This window comes from Marinomonas sp. 5E14-1 (genome assembly GCF_039939215.1).
Classification (GTDB): Bacteria; Pseudomonadota; Gammaproteobacteria; order Pseudomonadales; family Marinomonadaceae; genus Marinomonas.
The window spans coordinates 50,032-70,112 of sequence record NZ_JBDXMW010000008.1; the positions used below are offsets into that span (position 1 = coordinate 50,032).

The window sequence follows — 20,081 nt, forward strand, 5'->3', positions numbered from 1 at the left end:
CGCCACCCTAACCCCTTTTTAGAGTGTTTCACGCTATGAATCAATGTCACTGTACAGATGCAATTATGATCCAGACTGTCCTAATCATGATCCAATTTCATTATCTTTCAGCTGTCATTATGATTGAATAGCATTAACTGGGCTTTCTAAAATGAACCACTAATATGAAAAAATTAACGCTATTAGATGGCGGTATCGGCCGTGAACTCAAGCGCATTGGTGCACCTTTTTCACAACCACTGTGGAGCGCGCAAGCTTTGATAGAGGCGCCTGATTTTGTTGCTCAAGCTCATCAGAACTTTATTGATGCAGGCGCTGAAATCATCACGGTTAACAGCTATGCTTGCGTGCCTTTTCATCTTGGTAAAACACTTTATCAAGAACAAGGCGCTACACTTGCAGCACAAGCCGCCATCATTGCCAAAAACGTTGCCACCAAAGCCAATCAAACAATACAAGTTGCAGGATCACTTCCGCCACCTCTTGGTTCCTATCGTCCTGACTTATTTGAAGCAGATCAAGCTCATGACATATTAACCACATTGCATGAAGCCCAAGACGAACACGTTGATTTATGGATCGCAGAAACCATCGCCAGTATTGCCGAAACAACCACCATTGCTCATGTTCTTAAAAGAACAGACAAACCTTGTTATTACGCCTTCACACTAAGCGATGAGTTAGGCGAAATAGCGACATTGCGTTCAGGCGAGTTAGTCTCCAATGCCATAGAACATCTCTTAAAAGAAGCACACTTGAGGGAAAATATAGACGGCATATTCTTCAACTGTTCCATTCCTGAAGTCATGAGACAAGCCATCATTGATGACGAAAAGTGTTTTAGCTAAACACTCCAAAACACTTAACATAGGCGCTTACGCCAATAGTTTCAAACCCATAATTCAAGGCCATGAAGCCAACCTCAATATACAAGGTTCCCGAGATTTATCGCCTGAAGAGTACCTAGACTACGCGAAAGAATGGCACAACCTTGGCGCCAACATAATCGGCGGTTGCTGCGGTATTGAACCAGGTCACATCAAAGCGCTCCAAGAGTGGGAAAAGAAACTTTAAAACAACACTACACAATAAGCGCATTAAAAAACCTAGCAGGCTAGGCTCTTAGTTCTTTCTTAAACTAATCTATAAATTAAAAAGCTTGGACTGCAAGCTTATGCGCCTGTCATCATTAAGCTGGAATGACAGAATCCATATTGGAATTCTCAGCAATGAAGCTCACTGCAGAATGTTGCTTTAGTTGCGAAATGATTTTTGGGCTCTTATCATGAGTCACATTGACATTGACATTGACAATGACAATGACCTCACCATTATCTAAGTGGTGATGAAAGAAACACCTCTTACCAAAGCCAACTACAATATTTAGGAGTGGTGCACTTCGAGGTTGAATTCGCGGACTTTATTATTTTCTTTATTTTACATGTATATTTTTGTATCTAAATTCAAAAAATCAAACTTAGAAATTACAAAATCACAACGTAAAAATTGGATACTCCTATTACTTTGATGATTAGATTTAAATACAGCCTTATTTGGACCTTCTCATTTAGATGAAAACACCAATCGAAACTCCCCTTTCATTATCCACACTGCCCTCAATTGTATTCCAGTTTTCTTCTGATGGTGTGATGCTGACGGATGACCAAAGGAACGTTATCGACATTAATCCCAAATTCGAGCTGATAACAGGTTACTGCAGAGAAGAAATTATTGGAAAAAAACCAAGCATACTTTCTTCTGGTGTTCATGATAAGAAGTTTTATGATGAGATGTCAGCATCACTAAAAACTCATGGTAACTGGTGTGGAGATATATGGAACACACATAAAAATGGAGAGATTTATTTAGAAAACCTTTCTATTACAACAGTTTATGGCAATGACAAAAAACCTTTACTTTATTTGGCCATGATAAGAGATATTACGGAACAGAGACTGCACAGAGATAAACTGGAACATGAATCTTTATATGACCCGTTAACAAACTTACCAAATAGAAAACTCCTTACTCAAACATTAGAAGATTCGATTCAGAAAGATGATTTAGGCGACAATAAAATTTGCGTATTTTACTTAGACCTAGATGGCTTCAAGCAAGTTAATGACAATCTAGGACATCATGTAGGCGATCAAGTACTTGTTGAAATCGCTACACGATTTAATAGATGCCTCCATAAAAAAGGTATTATTTCAAGAATAGGTGGGGACGAATTTGCCGGTATTCTTAAAGCCAATAAAAGTGATCTACACCACTTTAAAACTTTGCATGAAATTCTTAATTCAGTCACCACACCATTAAATTTAAAAGGACAAGATGTGGTTTTATCCGCAAGTATTGGAGTCACATTCTGGCCACAATCAGAAAAAATAGAGAGTAATAAACTATTACAACAAGCGGACTTTGCAATGTATCAGGCAAAGCGAAAAGGCAAAAATAGATTTGAGACTTTTGACCAGAGCCACATATTTGATGAAACAAAAAAATCCCCTTAAGACTCTCGCCTTAAAGGGATTTCTAATATCTAGATTATTAAACCGAAGATATTAATCTTGATTAATAAAGTAGTTAATCACATAAGCTGGCAACTCTGCCGCTGGTACAACGATTTGCTCCATTGTGTCGCGGTCACGAACCGTCACTGGTGCGCCTTCTTTTTCAATAGAATCAAAGTCGACTGTCACACAGATTGGTGTACCGACTTCGTCATGACGACGGTAGCCTTTACCTACGTTACCTGTGTTTTCATAAAGAATACGACCCAAACCCAGCTTCTGAAGCTTGTTTTTAAGCTCCTTCGCAAGTGCGACGATTTCTGGCTTGTTCTTTTTAAGCGGCATGATAGCGACTTTGATCGGCGCGAGATGTGGCTTAAATTTAAGAACCGTACGAGTCGAGCCGTTTTCCAGTTCTTCTTCTGTATACGCTTCTGTCATAACCGCCAACAAACCTCGGTCAAGACCAGCAGAAGGTTCGATACAGAAAGGCACTTCCCATTTGTTCGCTTCCAAATCACGAACGGCTAACTTAGCCGTAGAGTGCTCGTTTTTCTTCACTTTTGCAGAAAGACCGAATTCTTCTTGTGCTTTAGTGTGAGAACCCAAATCGTAATCTGTACGGTTAGCAACACCTTCTAATTCTTCAAAACCATGTGGAAACTTGTACAAGATATCCACAGTTGATTTTGAATAATGGGCAAGATCGTCACCTGTTACGTATTCAAATTCGATATTTTCACTGGTTAAACCCTGATCCAACCACCACTGTTTGCGTGTGTTGACCCAGAATTCATGCCATTTTTCATCTTCACCCGGCTTACAGAAGAACTCCAATTCCATTTGTTCGAATTCACGAACACGGAAAATAAAGTTACGTGGAGTGATTTCATTACGGAAAGATTTACCAATTTGCGCAATACCGAAAGGCAAGCTGCGAGATGTCGAATCCACCACGTTTTTGAAGTTGGTAAAAATACCTTGTGCTGTTTCAGGACGAAGGTAAGTATAAGACTCTTCATCAACCATTGGGCCAACGTTGGTTTTGAACATCAAGTTGAAATCACGAGGTTCCGTCACACTGGTTGAACCACAATTGTCACAGACTTTTATGTCTTTCATGTGGTCAGCACGCATGCGTGATTTACATTCGTGGCAATCCACCATTGGGTCGGTAAAAGTGTCTTCGTGACCTGAGTATTTGTAGACGTGCTTGTTTTGAACAATCGCCGCGTCTAAGCCTTCTACGTCATCACGCTCATAAACCATTGAGCGCCACCAAGCGGCTTTTAGGTTGTTTTTCAATTCAATACCTAACGGACCGTAATCGTAAGCACCTTGCATACCACCGTAGATTTCACTGCCTTGGAAAATAAATCCACGACGTTTACAAAGAGAGACGAGTTCATCCATTGTTTTAGCTGGCATTTCTAAACACACCTTAAGCAAAATTCGTTAAAAAAGACGTAAAACCAAGCGATTCTACGTTCAAGCAATCGTTATAGCCGTACATTGTACTCTTTGCCCGTATTTCGCTCAATGGCGATTCATCTAACAGATAGAGGGTAAAGCTATGTAAAAAGCACAAGAGAAGACGATAACAGGCTGGCATTTATAGAATAATTCGTATGAATACACTATTTTACACCTGCTTGCGCTCTACCCGCATCAATAAATCCAATCAAATTTGATCTAACTTTCCTTTGGTCGCGTATCAATAGTCTCTGATCTAAACAAATAAAGACGATAGAGTATTGATCATGCTGACGATTTTTTATGATGGTTATTGCCCACTTTGCACAGCAGAAATGAACCTGCTGCGGGATTTAGATAATAAAAAAAAGCTTATACTTGAAGACATTCACGCCGCTGATTTCTCCGAACGCTTTCCCCATATTGACCCAATCCAAGCCGATAAAATACTTCATGGACAACTACAAAACGGTAAAGTGATAAAGGGTTTAGAGGTTACTTGTTTGGCTTGGAAGTTGGTTGAAAAACACAAATGGATGCAAGTGTTACGTTGGCCTGTGATTCGTCTTTTTGCAGATCTTGGCTACCTATTTTTTGCCCGTTATCGCCACTCTATTTCATCCTTTGTCACTGGTAAACCACGCTGCACATCCTGCCAGAAGGAGCTTTAATATGTCATCTTTTTACGCCCTAATCATTGGCGCTGGTAGTACTATTGCTCAAGCCGCCATAGCACAATTCAAGCAAAACCCAGATTGTCTTGGTGTGTTTGCGGTAAGCCGGTCATTACCCACTAAAGATAGCCACTCAGCCAAAATAGAGAAAAAAGTCCGCTGGTTCATCTGCGATAATTCCGAGTCGAGCATCCAAGACGTCATCCAGCAGATCAGTCAACATTCCCCAAATATCACGAAAGTACTGATCTGCAACGGCGTTCTGCATGGTACGCAGCAGAATAACGAAACCATGATGCCCGAGAAAAAATTAGAAGATATTAACGCCGAACAACTGGAAGCCGTTTTCCATGCAAATACCGTGGTTCCTATGCTTTGGCTCAGCAAACTTGTGCCTTTGCTAAAAGGTAAAGAAGCGACTCAAGTAGCCTTATTCAGCGCTCGCGTAGGAAGTATTTCAGACAATAAATCTGGTGGTTGGTACAGTTATCGAGCCTCCAAAGCCGCACTAAATATGCTGATTCAAAACAGTGCTATCGAATACGCTAGAAGAGCTAAAAACGTCAAACTCATCGCTTTTCATCCGGGTACAACAGACACGCCGTTATCCAAGCCTTTTCAGCGTTCAGTACCTAAAAACAAGCTCTTTACACCTGAGTTTGTGGCTTCTCAGCTATTAACCATCATGGATTCTTTTGAGATGAATGCTATTGAAGGGCTCTCCATTGAAGGAAATAGAAATGCGGCATTTTTAGATTGGAATAACCAAGCAATCAATTGGTGATTGCTTGGTTTCCTAATCGAGCGTGGTCAGGTAAGACTCACGCTCTATAACGGCGCGTTGGATCAGACGCTTTCGTCGCTTGGTATTCGTTAATCGTTAACTGCTCAAGTGCCATGACAATGTTGCCGTAAACAAATGAGCCGTAGAACAACACATCACCTTCACGTAAAGAAGAAGGGTGAAGCGTTTAATGATTAATATTTGAAACCGGGTCACGCCATACTTGTGCCGCGTTTTTTCTTTTCTAATCAGTAATGCAACCTTTGCTTTGATTTTACTTCAACAAAGGATCATCTTTTGGTAAGAGTTTTTGAATCCACAAAGCCAACTTATGCTTCATACTAGGTAAATCTTCTTTATCTGGTGGTAATGCCACAACCAACTTATCCAATACTAACAAACGATAAATCGCTTCGGTTTTTTCATTAGCAGACATGGTTGCAGAGAAGCCATCATAGCCACGTTTCAGTGCGTAATTTTCACCAACTTGGATGGCTTTTTTACTAAGCGCCGCCTCATTCTTTATTTTTTTCATGTTTTCCTCATCTTTTGGCTTATCGAATACTTGCCTATGGAAGCACAACTCACGCAATAAGATTGTCGACACACGGGATAAAAACGCGATTAGGATTCGGTTTCAGACTCTATCAGTTTTTTAGAAGTTGCTGAATCTTTCTTGTCATAGAAATCCAAAAAACACAATAACACCGTGTTCTAGCAGGAAAAAACTATTTTAGTATTGGCATGTACGACTAAAAGATAAGGGTAAAAAGAGACAAGTGTCGACAATCTATCCATCTTGATAATCAATTAAAACAGAACTATAGACAAAAATATTATCAACAATTAAAAGGCATTTTAGAATGCCCTAGATGACCTTAAAACGAGCTAAACGACACATAATATTTGCGCAACCTTATGATCTCAGTATGATACTGGGATCATAAGGAGACGTTATGTATTCACCTGATAATTCAACCGTCAATTCAGTAGACCAGCATCGCCACTGTTTTTTATTGAAGGGATCAACTCATGAGGTTTTGTCAGATTTTTTACATTTAAGTGAAGCGCTTTCCGCCCCGCTCATTTGCTCTTACGATGTCAGCGTTTATGACGCACTTATGACCCCATCAACGCCATTCCTCACTCGAACTTTCAAGCAAGTCCGTCAAGAACTCGGCAGCACTCATAACGCAGTATTGGTCGATTTAACTCAAGGTATCTCCGCCAGCGTATTGGCTATCTTATCTGGAACAGTTCGTGGCAACGGCATCTTTGCTATTGCGCTTCCAAATGATGATTGGCTGTCTTTAGTGGATCTGGATTTGCCTCGCTACTTACCTTGGCCTTATAAACCAGAGCAAATTGATTCTAGCTTTAAGCGCTTTTTCTTAAGTCATTTAGAAAGCCCAAATTCGCCTTTCCAATCGATAACCCGAAAGACAATTACAGCTTTACCTGCCCTCATATCTGTTGATGAAAATGCTCCTCTCACTCAGGAACAATCTACAGTTCAAGCCAGCGTACTAGATCAGCAAGCAGAGTCTTATATTCTGATTGCTCCTCGTGGCCGTGGTAAATCGACTTTACTTGGAGACAGCATTGCTAAATTACTGAAAGAGGGAAAACGAGTTGCCGTAACTGCGCCAAATCAAGCGGCTATCAGTACATTGAAAGCTCGCTTTGAGCATACAGCGCACTCTATTGATCTAGGCCAGAATTTGCCATTTTTCGCTCCTGATGCGTTATTGGCCGATGAAAACCGATGGGATTATTTATTCGTTGATGAAGCTTCGATGATTCCTGTGCCCTTGCTCATTGCGCTCAACCAAAAAGCAAAACACTGTGTTTTCAGCACCACAGATTATGGTTACGAAGGCGCTGGAAAAGGTTTTGGAATACGCTTTTGCCAATACTTGAAACAACTTAATCCGTCATTAAAAGAGCTTACTTTACAGCAGCCGATTCGATGGGGGGGAAATGACCCACTGGAAAGTTGGATCAATGATTGCTTCTTTTTAGGTGCTATCGGCCAAGTCGCTACAACTCATAATTCAGCAGCTTCGAATGAATACCAACACTTTGTAGGCAAGGAGTGGCTAAGTAAAACAGAATTATTAGCTCAAACCTTCCAACTTTTAGTAAGTGCTCACTATCAAACTTCGTCTGATAATTTGCGTTGGATATTAGACGATCCTTCTATTTCCACCTTTTTGTCGTTACAAGGAAATGCTTTAAATAGTGTGGCTATCATCACGAAAGAAGGCGACCTTCCCGATACACTTTGCCTTGATGTAATGCAAGGTACTCGACGCCCACGAGGGCACCTCATTCCTCAGTCTTTATTGGCTCATGAAGGCATAGCAGACGCAGGGCAATATACTTATTGGCGAATTAGCCGTATTGCCACAGAACAGGATCAACAGAACAAAGGTTTGGCCAGTGAGTTAATTCGTCATATCGAAGAGGTCGCCAAAGGACAATGTGATTTTCTTTGTACCAGCTTTGCAGCAACCGCAGATGTGGTGGCTTTTTGGCTCAAAAATGGCTTTATCCCTGTTCGCCTTGGTACTGGAAAAGACCAAGCTAGCGGCTGCTATTCCTTAATGATGGTCAAAGCCATGCACGCCAAAGCCAGCGACCTTGCCTCATTATGGCATCAGTATTATTGTGCGAATCTCAATTTGTCTAGAGATTACCAAGACCTCTCAGCCGATCTTGTAGAAAAGCTTGTTCAGTCCACACAAACAACCAGCCTTACAAAAGAAGACCTGAACCAGAAAGATGTACTCGACCTTACCTTATTTACTCAACATCACCGGCCTTATCCAACCATTCGAGCGCAACTGACACGCCTTGCCCAAAGTGTGATAGCAAATGAAAAACTGACTAAAGCACACCCTGAATATAACTTTTTGAATAGCATCATCAATCAACCGCATGACCAAATAGACTTTACGCACTTCGGGCTAAAAACGAAGAAGCAGGTGGAGAAACATTTGAAGAAGGTCGTAGGGGAATTGCTTCTTTAAAAATGCGGGTGGAATTCCGCCCATTTGGATTTTTCCTATGAGTGTAATCTCCCCCTTTTTTAGCTTTCTCTCCAATTTTAACAAACAAAAAAAGCGCCAACATACAAATATTTTCTTTTTAAATCAAAAGCTTGAAACAAAAACAAAGCATTTGGCACGTTTCCTGTAATGACTGAGGGCCAAAGCAAATCCGCTTTTATGGTTTGTTTCAGGTGCTGTTTAACTTTTTAGATAGCGCTAGATGAAACTGGAAAAGCGGCTAAACAATAATAAATTCGTTTTTTGGAGTCATATAATAATGAAAAAAATCAGCCTTACTCTGACCTCTCTAGCTCTTGCTTTAACTGCAGGAACGGCTATCGCCAATTGTGATCCAGGCGAGCGCGTTGTTAAATTCAGCCATGTAACAGGCGGTACCACTCACCCTAAAGTCGTTGCAGCAAACAGCCTAGCAGAACGTGTAAACACCGAAATGAACGGTAAGCTGTGTGTAGAAGTTTATCCAAACTCAACACTGTTTGGTGATTCTAAAGAGCTTGAAGCTCTTCTATTAGGTGACGTTCAACTACTTGCGCCTTCACTTTCTAAGTTTGGTTCTTACACTGACAAACTGGGCGTATTTGACTTACCTTTCATCTTTAAAGACATGGATCATGCGATCCGTTTTACCAATACTCCAGCAGGTAAAGACCTTCTTAACGCAATGAAAGACGACATCGGCTTTGTTGGTCTAGGCTACTGGATGTCTGGCATGAAATACTTCTCTGCGAAGAAACCACTTCTTGTTCCTAGCGATGCAGAAGGTATGAAGTTCCGAGTTCAAACATCAGACGTTTCAAAACAGATGATCGATGCAATGGGTGCTTCACCACAAGCCATGGCGTTCTCTGAAGTTTACGGCGCACTACAAACCGGCGTTGTGGATGGTCAAGAAAACACTTGGTCTAACATCTACACGAAGAAATTCTACGAAGTTCAAGACAGCACAACAGAAACAAGCCACCAATTATTGGCTTACTTGTTCATGACGTCTTCTGAATTCCTAGACAGCCTATCTGACGAAGATCGCGCGCAATTCTTGCAAATTGCAGACGAAGTGACTCAAGCAGCAAACTTACACGTGAAAGCAGCTGAAGCTGCTAACCGTGCAAATATTCTAAAAGCAGGCGGTAAAATTAATACCTTAACGCCAGAACAACGCCAAGAATGGGTGGATGCAATGGCACCTGTTTGGAAGCAGTTTGAGCGTTATATTGGTAAAGATTTGATTCAAGCTGCTGCTGACGCTTAATCACTTTCTACCCAGCAGTGAGCTGACCTTGTTGCGTTAGAGCAAGGTCAGCTTTTGTGGTTTTACTCTGTGACTTCTCGATATCCATCTTTGTGAGATAGATTCAAAAACACCAGACATTCCCCTTCACTGCTTTGATCTGTTAAGACGCATTTGATTTAGGAGTTCCCATGGCACTTTGGCCGCATCTTTATTTATGTATTTTTATTCTTGTTCTTTGGATACTCGAACGCTTATTTCCTAAGGCAATGAACAAAGCAGAAGAAAACCTACTCGTTCTTGTCATTTTTTCCATTATGGCGGTGTCGTTCGGACAAGTTATCGCACGTTATGGATTTAATACAGGCTGGGATGCAGCACTTGAGTTCAATACGATTGCTTTTTCATGGTTGATTTTATTGGGCATGAGTTATGGCATAAAAACCAATTTGCACCTTGGTGTCGACATCGTTTTGAACGCTGTACCGAAAGGTATAGCAAAAACACTGTCTTTAATCGGCGCAGCTGGTGCCATGCTTTATGGCCTAATCCTATTGGATTCTACTTGGTTGGCGCTATTAGGAATTGATGTAAATGGTGGCGCCATTGCTTACTGGTCGAAGATGTTCAAAATCGGCATAGGCACAGAAGAACTGCGCTACCCTATTTTCATACAAGATATGTTTGACCTACGCCCACGCGTTCAGCGTTGGTTAGTACTGGTTATTCTACCGATAAGCTTAGCCCTGCTGACTTATCGCTCTTTACAAGCCTTTATCGACATCGCTCGCGGCAAACGTTCAAGATTGATCAGTGGACATGAAGCCGAAGATCTTGTGAAAGAAAACCAAAACGTACTAAAAGACTAACGCAGGAGCTTTATTGTGCATTCAATCATTCTATTTTCTATGGTTCTCACCCTGCTATTTATCGGCTTGCCTGTGGGTATCACGTTGGGCTTATCGTCCATTTTATTCATTACTTTTTTCTCCCATGACTCTTTGTCTTCTGTAGCTATTTCTTTATTTGGTGTCGGTAATCACTACACCTTATTGGCGATTCCTTTCTTCATCATCGCGTCGTCTTATATGTCGACTGGCGGTGTGGCAAAACGCCTGATTAACTTCGCGATAGCTAGTGTTGGCCATTTCCGTGGTGGCTTGGCAATGGCGTCTGTCTTGGCGTGTATGATGTTCGCAGCCTTATCTGGTTCATCTCCAGCCACTGTGGTTGCGATTGGTACTATTGCTATCGCGGGCATGACTCAGGTGGGTTACTCAAAAGAATTCGCAGCAGGCATCATTGCCAACGCAGGGACTTTGGGGATTCTGATTCCACCTTCTATCGTTATGGTGGTTTACGCAGCATCCGTTGACGTCTCTGTGGGTCGTATGTTCTTGGCTGGGGTTATTCCAGGCTTAATGGCTGGCGGTATGTTGATGTTAGCGATTTATGTTGTTGCTCGTATCAAGAAGCTTCCTGCTGAAGAATGGAAAGGTTTTGGGAACCTAATTCGTGGTGGTAAAGAAGCGGGTTGGGGCTTGTTCCTTATCGTTATCATCATGGGCGGTATTTACGGCGGTGTATTCACACCAACGGAAGCAGCTGTAGTAGCTGCAGTTTACTCAATGTTTATCGCACTTTTTGTCTACCGTGATATGGGGCCATTACAAGGTCACGCTTGGGTCAATGAAGACGATGCACCTCATGCTCGTGTTGGATTTAACGGGCTTGTCTATGGTGTCTCTTTCTTCCTTATCTGGGAAATTATGTCTTTCTTTATTTGGGCAGAAAGCGAAACCATAACTGGCGGAGATCGCGCAACATGGGGCGCAATTCTGTCTGTCTCGTTGAGCATTTTCTATGTCTATAAGCGCTCTAGTAAATTAGACGAATCCATCTTGACTTGTCTTGCGGCTGGCTTCCCTATTTGGGGACGCAACCTGTCTCTTATGACACGTAAATTCTTCCCAACTATGTTTGGTAATGAATCTCGTAAAGTCATGTTAGAAGGCACAAAAACCACCATTATGTTGATGTTCATTATCGCCAATGCTTTGTTGTTTGCTCACACTTTATCAGCAGAGCGCATTCCGCAAATGATCACCGAATGGATGCTAGGCGTTGGCTTCAACTGGTTCACTTTCTTGATTGCCGTGAACATTTTGCTGTTGATTGGCGGTCAGTTTATGGAGCCTTCTGGTCTTTTGGTTATCGTTGCGCCAGTGGTTTTCCCAATTGCGATGGAACTGGGTGTTGACCCGATTCACCTAGGTATCATCATGGTGGTTAACATGGAAATCGGTATGATCACACCGCCGATTGGTCTGAACCTCTTTGTGACTTCTGGTATCACAGGAATGAGTTTAGCCCGCGTAGTAAAAGCTGCTATGCCATTTGTTGCTGTCTTGATGGTGTTCTTGATTCTCGTGACCTACATCCCCGCGCTATCTACAGCCTTGCCTTACAGCATCATGGGGCCAGAAATCATCCAATAAAGAAAAGTTGATTGATTTTTAAAGATAAAAACGCCCGATCGGGCGTTTTTTTACTCGCTGAAAAAGCAATGTACTCGCAAGGTATTAAGCCGAAAGTTCTTTTCGAATGATTTCTGCGCCTGCACTTAATGCCTTAAGTTTGCCTCTGGCAATGTCACGGGGCAAAGGCGCCATACCACAATTGGTACAAGGGTAAAGCTTGTCTGCATCAACATATTTCAGTACTTTTCTCAGTGTATCAGCCACTTCTTCCGGCGTTTCAATGGTGTTCGTTGCCACATCAATGGCGCCCACCATGATTTTCTTACCGCGCACAAGTTCCAGCAGATCAATCGGTACATGCGAGTTATGACACTCTAAAGAAATAATATCGATGTTCGACTTCTGCAACTTAGGGAAGACCCCTTCGTATTGTCGCCATTCATTACCTAGTGTTTTCTTCCAATCGGTATTCGCTTTAATGCCATAGCCATAACAAATATGCACAGCCGTTTCACACTTAAGTCCTTCAATTGCTCTTTCTAAACACGCAATGCCCCAAGCATTCACCTCGTCAAAAAAGACATTAAAAGCCGGTTCATCAAATTGGATAATATCCACACCAACCGCTTCTAATTCTTTGGCCTCTTGGTTGAGGATTTTGGCGAATTCCCAAGCCAGTTTTTCACGGCTTTTATAGTGGTCGTCATACAGTGTGTCGATCATTGTCATAGGGCCTGGTAGCGCCCATTTAATTGGTTTTTTAGTTTGCTGGCGTAAGAATTTTGCATCTTCAACAAAGACAGGCTTTTGCCGACTAACAGGACCAACCACCGTCGGTACACTGGCATCATAACGGTCGCGAATTTTAACGGTTTTACGCTTCTCAAAATCGACGCCATTCAGGTTTTCAATAAAAGTGGTGACAAAATGTTGGCGTGTTTGTTCGCCATCACTCACAATATCAATACCAGCTTGTTGCTGTTCTTGTAGCGACACACGCAGTGCATCCTGTTTACCATCCACTAATTCCTGCGCTTGTAATTTCCACGGCGACCATAATGTTTCCGCCTGAGCAAGCCAAGAAGGTTTCGGCAGACTACCTGCCGTTGAAGTCGGTAGCAGTATTTTTTTAATCGTGTTCATAATCAGTCACTTCCTATATAAGCCATTCTACTTTGGCAACTTAAAGCGCGTAATTGGCAGACCATTTTTCAAGCTCAACTTGGTATGGTTTGATGAAGTTGTCATGGGCAAACTGCCCTTGCTCAATCCCTAATCGACTGCGCTCTTCTCGGTCATAAATAATATGCGTCAATGAATGATCTAAGTTCTTCAAATTGGGTTGGTAACATGACCCAGCAACGGAATTTGCATTATAAATTTCAGGTCGATAAATCTTTTGGAACGTCTCCATCGTGCTAATGGTGCTGATCAATTCAAGATTGGTGTAATCATTGAATAAGTCGCCGAAGAAATAAAAAGCCAACGGCGCAACACTGTTTGGCGGCATGAAGTAACGTACCTGCAACCCCATTTTCTGAAAGTATTGTTCCGTTAAAGAGGTATCATTCGGTTGATATTCAACCCCTAAGACAGGATGTTGATTTTCAATCTGATGGTAGGTTTTGTTGTCCGAGACACTCAAACAAATAACTGGCCGCTTTTTAAAATGCGCGTTATAAGCGGCCGAGTTCACGAAATATTGAAACAACTTGCCATGTAATTCACCAAAATCATCAGGGATACTAAAAGATGATTGGCCTTTATTGTGCTCGGACAACAAAATGCTGAAATCATAATCGCGTACATACGACGAAAAGTTGTTGCCAACAATACCTTCAATTCTCTCATTGTTTTTATGGTCAACAATGTTCGTCTTTAACACCTCAATAGACGGAAATGTTTTACCATTACCTTCCACATCGATATCAACCGAAACGATTTCAAGCTCAATAGCATAACGATCACCGTTGGGGTTATCCCAATGGGCCAAGGCATTAAAGCTGTTATTAATCATGTTTAAAGCATTACGCAAATTCTGTTGGCGATTCTCACCTCTCGCCAAGTTTGCAAAGTTAGTGGTAATACGTGAACTCTCTGAAGGCTGATAGTTTTCATCGAGGCAAATGTTCTTAATTTTAAACGCGAAATTCTTACTCATGGTGTTTATCCAATCTCTCATTCTTTGTCATTATTCTAGACTCGAACACGATCATGAATAAAACTATTTAAATTCAAAATAAAGTGAGTAAAATTAATACAGATTTTCAAATTAAAAGATTTTTTGGAAGGCAAATGTTTTCAGAAGAGAGGTTTTTAAAAAAGTTCAGCGTTTAGAATAAGAGAACAGAAAAGCCAATTCATAAAGACCTCTCTGCTCAATAATTAGTGGAATCTCAAACTCAGCTCTTATCTTGCTAACCAACCACCATCCACTGCAATGGTATAACCATGCACATAGCGTGACGCTTCGGATGCAAGGAAAACAATCGGCCCAGCCATGTCTTCTGGTGTGCCCCAACGACCAGCTGGAATTCGTCCGAGTATTTCACTGGATCGATTCTCGTCTGCTCGTAAAGCTTCAGTATTGTTGGTTTCCATATAACCCGGTGCAATAGCGTTAACATTAATGCCCTGTTGCGCCCATTCATTGGCTAATGCTTTTGTTAAACCAAGAACACCGCTTTTTGATGACGTATAAGAAGGGACTCGAATACCACCTTGATAAGACAACATAGACGCAATGTTGATGATGTTACCTGTACTTTTCTGAGAGATGATTTGTTTCGCAAAAGCTTGAGACATAAAAAAGACCATTTTCACATTCAGGTCCATCACGTCATCCCAATCTTGTTCCGTGAAATCGATCGCCTCATTACGGCGAATAATGCCAGCGTTGTTTACCAAAATGTCAACTTTACCAAAGGTTGAAATGGCTTCTTTTATAGCAAGATCAGCCGTCTCAATTTTGCTTATGTCTGCGATAACACTGTGAAAACGGCGGCCTGTTCTTTCTATTAAAGCCGCAGTTTCAGAAGGAACACTTCTATTTACACCCACGATGTCTGCCCCTGCATGCGCAAGTGCCAACGCCATACCTTGTCCTAGCCCTGTATTGCAGCCAGTAATAATGGCGACCTTCCCACTTAGATCAAACATGTTATTCATCGTGTCTCCTAACTCGTGCAAGTAAACAGGGTGAGAAATATTACATAACGAGAGTTAGCTGTAAAAAAGGGCGTACTTTTTAACTATCTCCCTCATAAATAACGTATCCATTCCGATTCGATTTTTTAACTTCATAGAGGGCTGTGTCGGCCATTTTTATGGCTCTTTCTAAAGACTTTTCATTATTCATATGAATAAAAGCAGCACCAATACTTACAGTAAAATGGTGGTTTTCACCTTCAACGTCTACTTCATGCGCACGAACGTTTTTTAATATAGAGTTTGTTAAGTGTGCCAGATCAACAGAATTAGTTTGTTTTAAAAACACGACAAACTCATCACCACCAAAACGCCCAACCAAATTGGGCTTTTTAATAAAATCACTCAATATAGAACTCAAAGCCATTAAGACATTGTCTCCACCGACATGCCCCAATTTGTCATTAATTTCTTTTAAGTTGTCTAAATCTAATAAAAAAACCGCCGATTGATTTACTGTTTCTTTGGCTGCCTGTGAGTCTGCTGTAGCCGATAGTTCTGCAAGAATCCGCTTACTCTCTTGGTAGAAATAACCTCGGTTATACATCTGAGTTAAGCTGTCTGTGCTAGCTAACTCAGCCATTTTAATTTCCAAAGAATCAATCTTGAAAAATAAGCCAATTAAAAACCAAGATAAAAGAGGTGTAACAGTAAATGTGACACAGGTAATCAGCACGATGTCTTCTAAGAAAACATCAGTGAAATCAAAAGCTTTAACGAGAAGGTAATTCATCAGACAGGCTAACACTGTAGCCACAACAGTTAAAACAGACACTAACCCAAAACGCCCTAATTTCCGCAGCATAGATCTAATTAAGGGTGTCATAAGACCGCCACGAAATGACGCTTTTTAGGAAAGCTGTTCATGCCCATTTTCTTGACCTTAAATGCAATTATAAAACGCCTGTGCTTTTAAACGACTCAATGAAAGTATTCATTGAAAAATATGCCCTTGATTGTATTACAGTTATATTTTGAACCAAAGGGTTATAATTTAAATATGTCCTTATCTAGGCCATATTTACGCATTTTGTCGTAAAGGGTTTTTCTCGGTAAACCAAGTGCATCCATCGTCCCTTTTATAGAACCTTTTTGACGCATCAACTCTTGCTCTAATAAGGTTTTCTCAAAACGTTCCATCTGCTCAGGTAAGGTCATCACACCTGGATTATTTTCATTGGTGATGATTTCATCAAACTCAAAAGACCCTGCTTCCCCCATCAAGACATAACGTTCAGCAAGATTTCGTAACTCACGAACATTACCCGGCCATTCATAGTTCAATAAACTGTGCATTCGTGCTGCAGATAGAGGCTCGGATTCACGCTTATATTGCGCAGTCGCCACCAAACAAAAGTGTTGCCATAACAGTGAGATATCATCTTTTCGTTCACGTAATGGTGGAATATCCACACGTACCACATTCAGTCGATAATAAAGATCTTCTCGAAACGTGCCACCTTCGCTTAATTTTTTTAAGTCCACTTTGGTGGCCGCCAAAATACGCAAGTCCAAATCAATCGACATGTTTGACCCTAAACGCTCCAAGCGACGCTCTTCCAACACCCGCAATAAGCGAATCTGCATAGACATGGGCATGCTTTCAATTTCATCAAGAAATAACGTACCGCCATTGGCATGCTCTAACTTGCCAATACGTTGAGTTTTAGCATCGGTAAAAGCACCTTTTTCATGACCAAACAGTTCAGATTCCATAATAGAATCCGGCACAGCACCGCAGTTAATTGCTACAAAAGCATGACCTCGGCGAGAGCTGTGTTCATGAATATAACGAGCAACTAATTCCTTTCCTGTGCCTGTTTCTCCTTGAATTAAAATGTCCGCGCCCGTATCTGCCACATGCAATAACGCTTGACGTAAGCGATGGATGCCAGCCGTATTACCGATAATACGAGGTCCAGGTGCATTTTGAGCAACCAATTCAAGACGTAGACTTCTGTTTTCTAAGGTTAAATGGCGCTTCTCTGTGGCACGTCTGACCACTTCAATAAAATCTTCGTTGGAAAAAGGCTTTTCAATAAAGTCATAAGCACCATCACGAATGGCATTCACCGCCATGCTGATGTCACCATGTCCTGTAATGACAATGAAAGGAATCTCGGCGTCAATTTTCTTCACCTCTTCAAAGAGTGCCAAACCGCTTTTTCCCGGTAAGTTAATATCACTGACAATAACACCTGAAAAATCTAGAGAAAGGCGTTCAATAACTCCCTGAGCACTGGAAAACTCAGCCACTTCGAAATCTTCTAGCTGCAAGGTTTGAGAGATCGCCATACGAACGGCTTGCTCATCATCGATTAATATTACCTGCTTGTTATCTAGCATGAATCTTCCTTTTGAAAAGCATTATGACTTAATCTCATGAATCACGGACGATGAATAAAAACGCGGTAGCCTAACACAAAATTCAGCCCCTCCAGTGGGCAGATTACTGGCACTGATTTGTCCGCCCATGGCATCAATAATTCGCTGACTGATAGACAAACCTAACCCCAATCCTAAACCTGACGATTTCGACGTAAAGAAAGGCTCAAAGAGGTTTCGTGCCGCTTCCTCACTCAAACCATTCCCCGTATCTTGAACGCAAATAATCACATCGTCCGCGGTGGCTTTTTGCTCAATACAAACCCGTCGTTCAAAGCCAGAGGATTCCAAAATAGCATCTGCAGCGTTAGCCAACAAATTCACCAAAACTTGCTCTAAAAAGACCATATCGCCATTCACAATCAAGTCTTTATCGTCCGTCACAACAAGCTCAATCCCCACCTCTTTGTAGCGAGTTCCCATGATCTTTATGGCACCCATAATGGCAGTCTGAACGGCTATTGGCCCTTGATGAACATCGCCTTTTCGCGCAAACACTTTAAAGCGAGAAATGATGTCACTCATGTGCTGACCTAATTGGCTAATGTGTTGCAAATTTATCTGCGCCTGATCGTATTTTCCTCGATCAAGAAACGTCAAACCATTTCCTGCAAAAGCTCGAATCGCCGTTAATGGTTGATTTAATTCATGACTTAATCCAGCACTCAGCTGACCAAGCACCGCCAGCTTAGCTGTTTGAATAAGCTCTCGCTGAGTGCCTTTGTGTTCTTCAATTTCCTGACGAAGTCGCGTGTTTGCGCCTTCCAGTTCATAAGTCCGCTCTCGAACGCGCTCCTCTAAGTCAATTCGCGCCTGAGTGATTTCTTGCTCATAACGCTTCCGCTCCGTCATATTATGGAAAGTCACCAAATAGCTTAAGCGATTGGGTAATTGCATCTCACACAAGGTCATTTCCACTGGCACAGGCACTTGTTCTGGATAACACAAGCTACCTTCTCTCGTTAGCACTTTAACCCCAAGATTATTAATAGCGTCAAACAAATTGTCCGAAGAAAAAGGAGAAGAACTTTCTTTGTCCGTTCGGAACAGTTGACACAAAGGCTGACCAACCAAAGGTGCCAATGGTTGCCCAACGAGTCTTTCAACCGCTGGGTTAAATGACTCAATTTTGTGGTTGTCGTCTAACGTCACTAAACCAGCCTGTGTATTTTGAATCACTTCACGAATATACGCCTGATTATGACGAGTCATTTCATTAGCGTCAGATCGCTCCCGCAGCATTCGTGTGCGCAACATGGCCAAACCAAATAGCAAAGCCGTGATTGTCACACCACCAGCAAAAATTGCGCGCCATAATGCAATATCTTCATTAATGGCTTTTAGCGGTGCCAATATGGATATTTGAAAGTCTAATTGGCTAATGGGGAGGCTCATATTGAGATAAGATACGCGATTCGAATGCTCACCATTATTTATGTGACGGCTCTCAACAATATCGACGATAGACGCATTTTCATTGAAAGGCTTTTGATAAGTAATGGCTAATTTTTCAATCACCTTATCACCGTATCGCTGAGAATCGGCAATACGCTTTAACTCTTCGTGAGACAGTTCGCCTAGTACTCGGTAGAGCCAGCTAGAACGGGAACCACTGAACACAACATTATCTGGATCCAACAATACAAATTCATAATGCTGATTAGCGAAACGCTTTTCAAATTGCGTCAAATCTACTTTGACAACCGCCACACCAATAATGGAATCGCCTTCATAAATAGGGTACGAAAAATAATAACCACGACGATTCGACATAATGCCCAAAGCATAATAACGCCCCGCCTTACCTTTAATGGCGTCTTTAAAATAAGGGCGAAACACATAGTTACTGCCGACAAAGCTACTTGGGCCAGCATAGTTTGAAGCGGCGATGGTCAAGCCATCCGCGTTCAAAATATAACTGTCTGAGGCCTCTGTGATACGATTAATCTGTTCTAATTCGCGGTTGAGCTGATGAATATCAGATTCAAAACCGTTTCTAAGTGCTTTTCTCACTAGGTCATTAGAAGCCAGCAAGGTTGGCATATGTTGGTATTTGGCAATTGCACTCTCTAAAACGCTGGCCAACTGACCAAGCTGTTCAAAAGAGTCAACTTCCAAGGCTTTTATCTGTTGATGACGCAGTGCTTCACCACCTTTCCAGATCAGTAAAACCACAACAAAAAAAGCACAGAGATACATCAAAGCAGATCGCTTTGGTGACAGTAAATCCTGTATATTCAAGCCAATTTTCTCTCTCAACACT

17 protein-coding genes are annotated in these 20,081 nt (G+C 41.7%); 9 read left to right on the top strand and 8 right to left on the bottom strand.

Annotated elements, in window-relative coordinates:
- The first annotated feature begins 164 nt into the window (after positions 1-164).
- The 3 genes from ABFY09_RS08945 (at position 165) to ABFY09_RS08955 (ending at position 2,513) form a co-directional block, all read left to right on the top strand.
- Positions 165-848 carry a homocysteine S-methyltransferase family protein gene (locus tag ABFY09_RS08945; protein ID WP_347983965.1) on the top strand — a complete coding sequence of 228 codons (684 nt, stop codon included), beginning with the start codon at positions 165-167 and terminating at the stop codon, positions 846-848.
- On the top strand, positions 826-1,074 hold the full coding sequence (locus ABFY09_RS08950; RefSeq protein WP_347983966.1) for a homocysteine S-methyltransferase family protein: 249 nt from the start codon (positions 826-828) through the stop codon (positions 1,072-1,074). The genes ABFY09_RS08945 and ABFY09_RS08950 overlap by 23 nt, the downstream gene beginning before the upstream one ends.
- 497 nt (positions 1,075-1,571) lie before the next feature.
- Complete coding sequence (locus tag ABFY09_RS08955; protein ID WP_347983967.1) at positions 1,572-2,513, top strand: diguanylate cyclase; 942 nt, start codon at positions 1,572-1,574, stop codon at positions 2,511-2,513.
- Between the two features lie 51 nt (positions 2,514-2,564).
- Here ABFY09_RS08955 and ABFY09_RS08960 read toward each other — a convergent pair whose 3' ends face one another.
- Complete coding sequence (locus ABFY09_RS08960; protein WP_347983968.1) at positions 2,565-3,941, bottom strand: glycine--tRNA ligase; 1,377 nt, start codon at positions 3,939-3,941, stop codon at positions 2,565-2,567.
- Between the two features lie 332 nt (positions 3,942-4,273).
- On the opposite strand from ABFY09_RS08960, the gene ABFY09_RS08965 reads away from it, so the two are divergent.
- Together ABFY09_RS08965 and ABFY09_RS08970 are read left to right on the top strand one after the other, a co-directional pair.
- Positions 4,274-4,657: a DUF393 domain-containing protein gene (locus tag ABFY09_RS08965; protein WP_347983969.1), complete on the top strand. Its 384-nt coding sequence runs from the start codon at positions 4,274-4,276 to the stop codon at positions 4,655-4,657.
- 1 nt (position 4,658) lies between these two features.
- Positions 4,659-5,444: an SDR family NAD(P)-dependent oxidoreductase gene (locus tag ABFY09_RS08970; RefSeq protein ID WP_347983970.1), complete on the top strand. Its 786-nt coding sequence runs from the start codon at positions 4,659-4,661 to the stop codon at positions 5,442-5,444.
- Between the two features lie 274 nt (positions 5,445-5,718).
- On the opposite strand, the gene ABFY09_RS08975 is transcribed toward ABFY09_RS08970, so the two are convergent.
- A complete protein-coding gene (locus ABFY09_RS08975; protein WP_347983971.1) occupies positions 5,719-5,979 on the bottom strand; it encodes a DUF5062 family protein in 261 nt (86 codons plus the stop codon).
- Between the two features lie 421 nt (positions 5,980-6,400).
- Between ABFY09_RS08975 and ABFY09_RS08980 the strand changes: the two genes are divergently transcribed.
- The 4 genes from ABFY09_RS08980 (at position 6,401) to ABFY09_RS08995 (ending at position 12,244) form a co-directional block, all read left to right on the top strand.
- Complete coding sequence (locus ABFY09_RS08980) at positions 6,401-8,476, top strand: GNAT family N-acetyltransferase (RefSeq protein ID WP_347983972.1); 2,076 nt, start codon at positions 6,401-6,403, stop codon at positions 8,474-8,476.
- A 298-nt stretch (positions 8,477-8,774) separates the two neighbouring features.
- Positions 8,775-9,767 carry a TRAP transporter substrate-binding protein gene (locus tag ABFY09_RS08985; protein WP_347983973.1) on the top strand — a complete coding sequence of 331 codons (993 nt, stop codon included), beginning with the start codon at positions 8,775-8,777 and terminating at the stop codon, positions 9,765-9,767.
- 170 nt (positions 9,768-9,937) lie between these two features.
- A complete protein-coding gene (locus tag ABFY09_RS08990; protein WP_347983974.1) occupies positions 9,938-10,615 on the top strand; it encodes a TRAP transporter small permease in 678 nt (225 codons plus the stop codon).
- 15 nt (positions 10,616-10,630) lie between these two features.
- Positions 10,631-12,244, top strand: a complete 1,614-nt coding sequence (locus ABFY09_RS08995) for a TRAP transporter large permease subunit (protein ID WP_347983975.1) — start codon at positions 10,631-10,633, stop codon at positions 12,242-12,244.
- Positions 12,245-12,328: 84 nt separating this feature from the next.
- On the opposite strand, the gene ABFY09_RS09000 is transcribed toward ABFY09_RS08995, so the two are convergent.
- From ABFY09_RS09000 to ABFY09_RS09025, 6 genes are all read right to left on the bottom strand, one after another.
- Positions 12,329-13,369 carry a methionine synthase gene (locus tag ABFY09_RS09000; RefSeq protein WP_347983976.1) on the bottom strand — a complete coding sequence of 347 codons (1,041 nt, stop codon included), beginning with the start codon at positions 13,367-13,369 and terminating at the stop codon, positions 12,329-12,331.
- A 40-nt stretch (positions 13,370-13,409) separates the two neighbouring features.
- Positions 13,410-14,387: a DUF1852 domain-containing protein gene (locus ABFY09_RS09005; RefSeq protein WP_347983977.1), complete on the bottom strand. Its 978-nt coding sequence runs from the start codon at positions 14,385-14,387 to the stop codon at positions 13,410-13,412.
- A gap of 248 nt (positions 14,388-14,635) precedes the next feature.
- A complete protein-coding gene (gene kduD / locus ABFY09_RS09010; RefSeq protein WP_347983978.1) occupies positions 14,636-15,394 on the bottom strand; it encodes a 2-dehydro-3-deoxy-D-gluconate 5-dehydrogenase KduD in 759 nt (252 codons plus the stop codon).
- Between the two features lie 79 nt (positions 15,395-15,473).
- A complete protein-coding gene (locus ABFY09_RS09015; protein ID WP_347983979.1) occupies positions 15,474-16,208 on the bottom strand; it encodes a GGDEF domain-containing protein in 735 nt (244 codons plus the stop codon).
- A 212-nt stretch (positions 16,209-16,420) separates the two neighbouring features.
- Positions 16,421-17,779: a sigma-54 dependent transcriptional regulator gene (locus ABFY09_RS09020; protein ID WP_347983980.1), complete on the bottom strand. Its 1,359-nt coding sequence runs from the start codon at positions 17,777-17,779 to the stop codon at positions 16,421-16,423.
- 21 nt (positions 17,780-17,800) lie between these two features.
- Positions 17,801-20,080, bottom strand: a complete 2,280-nt coding sequence (locus tag ABFY09_RS09025) for an ATP-binding protein (protein ID WP_347983981.1) — start codon at positions 20,078-20,080, stop codon at positions 17,801-17,803.
- Position 20,081 lies beyond the last annotated feature (1 nt).